At 61.7% G+C, this 6,000-nt stretch carries 5 protein-coding genes; 4 read left to right on the forward strand and 1 reads right to left on the reverse strand.

The annotated features are described in order from the left end of the window. Positions 1 to 11: 11 nt before the first annotated feature. Positions 12 to 326, reverse strand: coding sequence for a co-chaperone GroES (locus AC0L3N_RS28095; RefSeq protein WP_473550751.1), 315 nt, complete (start codon positions 324 to 326; stop codon positions 12 to 14). Between the two features lie 533 nt (positions 327 to 859). On the opposite strand from AC0L3N_RS28095, the gene AC0L3N_RS28100 reads away from it, so the two are divergent. From AC0L3N_RS28100 to AC0L3N_RS28115, 4 genes are all read left to right on the forward strand, one after another. Next, positions 860 to 1,105, forward strand: coding sequence for a hypothetical protein (locus tag AC0L3N_RS28100; protein WP_473550753.1), 246 nt, complete (start codon positions 860 to 862; stop codon positions 1,103 to 1,105). A 399-nt stretch (positions 1,106 to 1,504) separates the two neighbouring features. Beyond that, positions 1,505 to 2,161, forward strand: coding sequence for an ABC transporter ATP-binding protein (locus AC0L3N_RS28105; protein WP_473550754.1), 657 nt, complete (start codon positions 1,505 to 1,507; stop codon positions 2,159 to 2,161). After that, the gene (locus AC0L3N_RS28110) at positions 2,161 to 4,569 is read left to right on the forward strand and encodes an ABC transporter permease (RefSeq protein ID WP_473550755.1); all 2,409 of its coding nucleotides are present in this window, start codon (positions 2,161 to 2,163) and stop codon (positions 4,567 to 4,569) included. Before AC0L3N_RS28105 ends, AC0L3N_RS28110 begins: the two co-directional genes overlap by 1 nt. Further along, positions 4,559 to 5,614: a lipocalin-like domain-containing protein gene (locus AC0L3N_RS28115; RefSeq protein ID WP_123149590.1), complete on the forward strand. Its 1,056-nt coding sequence runs from the start codon at positions 4,559 to 4,561 to the stop codon at positions 5,612 to 5,614. The genes AC0L3N_RS28110 and AC0L3N_RS28115 overlap by 11 nt, the downstream gene beginning before the upstream one ends. The last annotated feature ends 386 nt before the right edge of the window (positions 5,615 to 6,000 follow it).

Genomic DNA, 6,000 nt, shown 5'->3' on the forward strand with positions numbered 1-6,000 from the left:
AAATCGCCCGGTCAGGCGGCTTTCTTGGCCGCTTTGGCCTTCTCGACGATGCCCATAATGTCGCTCTCCTTCATGATCAGGAGATCCTCGCCGTCGATCTTGACCTCGGTGCCGGACCATTTGCCGAACAGGATGAAGTCGCCGGCCTTGACGTCGAGCGGGATCAGCTTGCCGCTTTCGTCACGTGAGCCTGGGCCGACGGCGATCACTTCGCCTTCCTGAGGCTTTTCCTTGGCGGTGTCGGGAATGATGATTCCGCCCTTGGATTTGTTGTCGCCTTCAGCGCGCCGAATGACGACGCGGTCGTGGAGTGGTCGGAATTTCATTAGGGTTCTTTCTGACGCCGCACATAGAGCGACTGCAACACTTAACATAGCCCCTTTGGCACTCGAATGATAGGAGTGCCAAATTTTTAATTCCTCAAACCGAAAATATTTGAAATGTAAATCAGTCGTTGTTACCGGCGATTTTGGCCGTCAGAAAGGCGGAGCTATAAGCAATTTTATTGTAATTCATCCATCTTAATTTTGCCGACAGCAGACTATATTAATCCGCAATTATGAACCAAACCTATTGATCCTTGATTGAATGTGCATAGAGACATATATATACAGATCGCGAGGATTTGGCCGATTTGGCTTTCGCGGACCCGATCGACATAGGTCCGCGACCCTGACCCGTCATGAAGCACCGAATTTTCGACAGCGAATGTATAGCGCTTGCCCGGCGCGCATGTCGCTCTGTTCGAGCCTTTGAACCACGGCGCTGACCACGGATGTACTGGCAGCATTGGGATCTTTCCGGTTCGGATGGAAAAGATGCCAGGAGAGGCGTCGGCGTGCTCCTGCGGAAAGCACCCATGGCCAGTCGCACCACGCAGACCGTCGTTCACTTTTCATCCGCGTTCCGGCTGCCGGGTTTTGAGGCGTGGCAACCTGCCGGAGACTACCGCGTCGATCGATTGAGGGGATCCTCCAGGCTTGCCTGGCGACGCGTCGGCGCGTTCATTCACCTGCCGGCAATCGCCCTGCAGAGTTCGGCGCAACAGATGGTGCAACTCAGCCCAGCAGACCTCGACGCCGCTCTCGAAAATGACCTTGGATAATCATGACCGCACCATCCCGCATGCAACACAGCCTCCCCGCGTGGGGAGCGCCTGCCTGCGCTACGGCGGCGGCTTTCCATGCGAGCCGCTTCAAAAATGATGCTGCGAAACGGCGCCGGCTTTTATCCGACGAACGCGTCGTGCAACCGAGCGAACATGGAGAGTGAGTTGCGACGGTACGGTCAACGCCTATCCCGCCTAGCTGAGAACCCGCACTAGATCGTAATTGTACATCGAATTCCAAGTGGAGGTCGCGTTAGATGCAAAACGCGAGCCCTCTGAAAAAAACCATTTCTCCAAATAAGGCAGTGGGTTTGGAGGCTGTATGGAAGGGGTCGTTGTTTGGCACTATTTCACGGGCATGCCGTGTCAGATGCACGCGGACCTCCGGGGAGTAACATGCTGCTGAGGCTGCACCAGATCGACAAATTCTACCCCACTGGCGAGGGGCCGTTGCATGTTCTGAACGGGATCGATCTTTCGCTGGAGGCGGGCAAGAGCCTTGGGCTGACCGGCGAGTCTGGCAGCGGCAAGAGCACGCTTTTGCACCTCGTTGCAGGGCTCGACAGCCCTGATGCGGGAGAAATCCACCTTGGCGGTACCAATATTGTGGGGCTGAACGATACAGCCCTTGCCGCCCTGCGGCGGGGGACAGTCGGACTTGTGTTCCAGCAGTTCAACCTGATCCCTTCGCTTGATGTGGCGGCCAACCTTGCCTTTCAGGCTCGGCTTGCTGGCCGCCCTGATCCGGCATGGTTGAAAGTCCTTGCCAAACGGCTGGGCCTCGCCCAAGTCCTCACGCGCTACCCTGAACAACTGTCGGCCGGCCAGCAACAGCGGGTGGCGATCGGCCGGACCTTGGCCGCCCGGCCCCGGCTGGTTCTGGCTGATGAGCCCACGGGCAATCTGGATGAGGCAACAGGGGACGCTGTACTCGATCTTATGCTGTCGCTGGTGGCTGAAACGGATGCCGCCCTGTTAATGGTCACCCATTCCAACCGTCTGGCAAACCGGCTGAACGCCCGCGTTCACCTGCACGCGGGCCGGCTGGTGTGATGGTGTGGACCGGGCTGACAGCGCTCTTGTCTCACTGGCGCAGGCGGCCTGTCCAATTGGCGATGATGCTTTTGGGGCTATCGCTGGCAACGGCGCTATGGTCAGCGGTTCAGGCGATCAACGGTGAGGCGCGGGCGAGCTATGACCGTGCAGCGGCAATCCTTGGGCAGGACCGGCTCGCGCAACTAGTGCGTGAGGACGGGGCCCGGATGGATCAACAGGAATTTGTGAGACTGCGGCGAGCAGGCTGGCTGGCTTCGCCGGTGATTGAAGGTGAAATGCGGTTTGGGGATGTGCGGTTGCGCGTCCTTGGCATTGACCCACTGACTTTGCCGCCGCAGGCGCAGCAGGTGGATATTGCGGCGGGTGACCAGTTATTGCCGTTCATCACGGCGCCCGGTGTGCTCTATGCAGCCCCGGAAACCGCGGCACGACTAACCGAGCAAGCGACACCTCCCGTGCGCGTGGCCGAGGGTTTGCCGCCTGGCACTGTCCTCACCGACATCGGGCAGGCGCAGGTCCTGCTTGGGGCAAAGGACAAGATCTCTCGTCTTTTGCTCTGGCCGGACCAACCGATTGGCCGTGCCCCTCTAAAGGTGACAGCCCCCGGCCTGACCCTGCGCGAGCCGAGCGAAACGGGAGATCTTGCCAGGCTGACCGACAGTTTTCACCTGAACCTGACGGCTTTCGGTTTTCTCGCCTTTGCGGTGGGGCTCTTCATCGTGCATTCCGCCATCGGTCTGGCTTTTGAACAGCGCCGCCAGGTATTTCGCACGCTGCGCGCACTGGGCTTGCCGGCACGCGTGCTGGTCCTTTTGCTGATCGCCGAGCTGCTGACCTTCGCCCTCCTCGCGGGGCTGGTGGGCGTGGCACTTGGCTATGTAGTCGCCTCGGCCCTTTTGCCCGACGTCGCCGCCACCCTGCGCGGGCTTTACGGGGCCGATGTGCCGGGAACGCTGTCGATCCACCCCGCAGTGTGGGCAGCGGGGCTGGCCATCGCGGTAGTCGGCACGCTGGTGGCGGCCGCACAGAGCCTCTGGCGGCTATGGCACCTGCCGCTGCTTGCAGCGGCCCAGCCTCGGGCCTGGGCGCGGGCTTCGGAGCGGGCACTGCGCGCGCAAGGCGTGGCTGCGATGGTGCTCCTGTTGACGGCGGCGGGAATTGCACACTTCGGATCCGGCCTCGAGGCGGGCTTTGCGCTTCTGGCGGCACTGCTGTTGGGGGCGGCACTGGCGCTGCCGCTCGTGCTGACGGGGATATTGCACCTTGGCGGCCGCTTGGCGCGTGGACCACTGGCCGAATGGTTTTGGGCCGACACGCGTCAACAGCTTCCCGGCCTGTCATTGGCGCTAATGGCACTGCTGCTTGCGCTGGCCGCCAATGTGGGCGTCAGCACGATGGTGTCGAGCTTTCGGCTGACCTTCACCGGCTGGCTCGATCAGCGTCTCGCCTCAGAGTTATACGTGACCGCCCGCACCGAAGCAGAGGCCACGGCGATACGCGACTGGCTGGCCCAGCGCAGCGACGCGGTCCTGCCGATCTGGAGCGTTGAGGGTCGGGTCGCAGGCCAGCCCGCGGCAATATACGGCGTGGCCGATCATGCCACCTATCGCGACAACTGGCCGATCCTCTCTGCAGTGCCGGAGGTGTGGGACCGGATCGCCACAGGCGAGGGCGCCCTGATCAACGAACAACTGGCGCGGCGCCGAGGGTTGGGCTTGGGGGACCAGATCACGCTGCCCGGTGGCTGGCGGGCCAGCATCGCCGGCGTCTATGCCGACTATGGCAACCCGATCGGCCAAGTGATCATCGGGATCGACACACTGGTCCAGCACTATCCTGACGTCTCCCGCCTGCGCTATGCCATTCGGATTGCCCCCGGCAAGGCCGAAGCACTGGCTGCGGGTTTGCGGGCGGAATTCGGGCTGCCCGCGCAGAACGTGATTGACCAGGCCGGGATCAAGGTCTTTTCGCTCAAAGTGTTTGAGCGCACATTCAGAGTAACAGCCGCGCTGAATGTGCTGACGCTGGGAGTCGCGGGGCTGGCGATGTTTGCGAGCCTCATGACCCTGTCGGGGATGCGCCTGCCGCAACTGGCGCCGGTCTGGGCCATGGGTCTGACCCGCCGCCACCTCGCATGGTTGGAGCTTTCGCGCGGCTTGCTGTTGGCAGCCTTGACCATGCTGGCCGCTGTGCCTGTAGGTATTGCGCTCGCCTTTGTTCTACTGGCGGTGGTGAATGTCGAGGCTTTTGGCTGGCGTCTGCCGATGCACCTTTTTCCCGGTGACTGGGTGCGGCTGGCGGCGCTCGCGCTGCTGGCGGCCGGACTTGCAGCCGCCGTGCCTGCCTGGCGGCTGGCGCGTCTTTCGCCATCGGATTTGCTGAAGGTATTTGCACATGAGCGTTAGAGCATTGCTGATCTACATGTGCTTGGCCGCACCTGCCTTTGGCCAAGGTTTTGCTGGGCTAGGCACAGAGGCTGACGGGTTTTCAGTGCCGCAGCCGGGGACTGCATTCAACTTTCCGGCAGACCACGGCCCGCACCCCGGTTACCGGATCGAATGGTGGTATTTGACCGCCAACCTGCAAGCTGCGGATGGAGCGGACTATGGCGTGCAATGGACTCTTTTCCGATCCGCCCTGGCCCCGGTGGAGCGGTCAGGCTGGTCCAGTCCGCAGCTTTGGATGGGCCATGCGGGGCTGACGACGCAAACGCACCAATTCGTGGCCGAACGGATGGCACGGGGCGGCATCGGCCAGGCGGGGGTTACGGCTGCGCCCTTTGCGGCCTGGATTGACAACTGGCAGATGGCAGGCCGAGCCCTGCCAGAGGCGGATGCGCTGTCGGCGCTCGATCTGCGTGCGGCGGGACAGGCGTTTTCCTACGAACTGGCGCTGGACGCCAAAGGCCCTCTGGTGCCGCAGGGAGTGCAAGGCTATTCGGTGAAATCCGAGAAGGGGCAGGCGAGCTATTATTACTCGCAACCATTCTACCACGTGACCGGCACGCTGACCCTTCCGGCAGGCGCGATTGCGGTGACCGGTCAGGCGTGGTTGGACCACGAATGGTCCTCGCAGCCGCTGGCTGAGGATCAAACCGGGTGGGACTGGTTCTCGCTGCATTTCGACAGCGGCGAAAAGATGATGGGCTTTCGCCTGCGCGACGGAGGCGCGGGCTTTACATCGGCCACATGGATCAAGGCCGACGGCAGGCCGCAGCCGCAGGCCCCCGGCGCGCTAAGGGTGACGCCGCTCGAAACGGCGGCAGTCGCGGGACGTAGCGTGCCGGTCCGCTGGAGGGTGCAATTGTCGGAAAAAGGGGTGGATGTGACCATCCGGACGCTAAACCCAGAAGCCTGGATGGACACACGCTTTCCCTATTGGGAAGGCCCGATCCGATTTGAGGGCACCCATGCCGGGCGCGGCTATCTCGAGATGACAGGCTATGAGTGACTGGAGGACGCTGCTCGATCGCGAGATCGCGACGGTTGGCGAATTGCCGAAAATGGAGAAGGTTAGTTTCCAGCGCCCTTCCCTCTACCATTTTAGACGTTTAACGGCATGATAGGTCTCCCTTGTCGACGAAGATCACGTCCATGACGGGCGGCGCGTCGGCGTGAACCGGCACAGCATATCCGGCAAGGTTGCGTTCGTGACGCGCCCGTTGCGGTTGTCGATCACCGAACGCCTGATCCGTTTAGGACATTCCGCGTCGATCGTGCCCGGGTGCAACTCGTCTCACTAGCTTGTATAACCAGTATCGACTTATCGGCATGAGCCATAAATGCAGCGCGGAAGACTTGATATGCGTCTGGCCTTTCTGGCCGTCGCACGGGAAG

The sequence above is a fragment of the Mesorhizobium sp. WSM4807 genome, assembly GCF_055811615.1.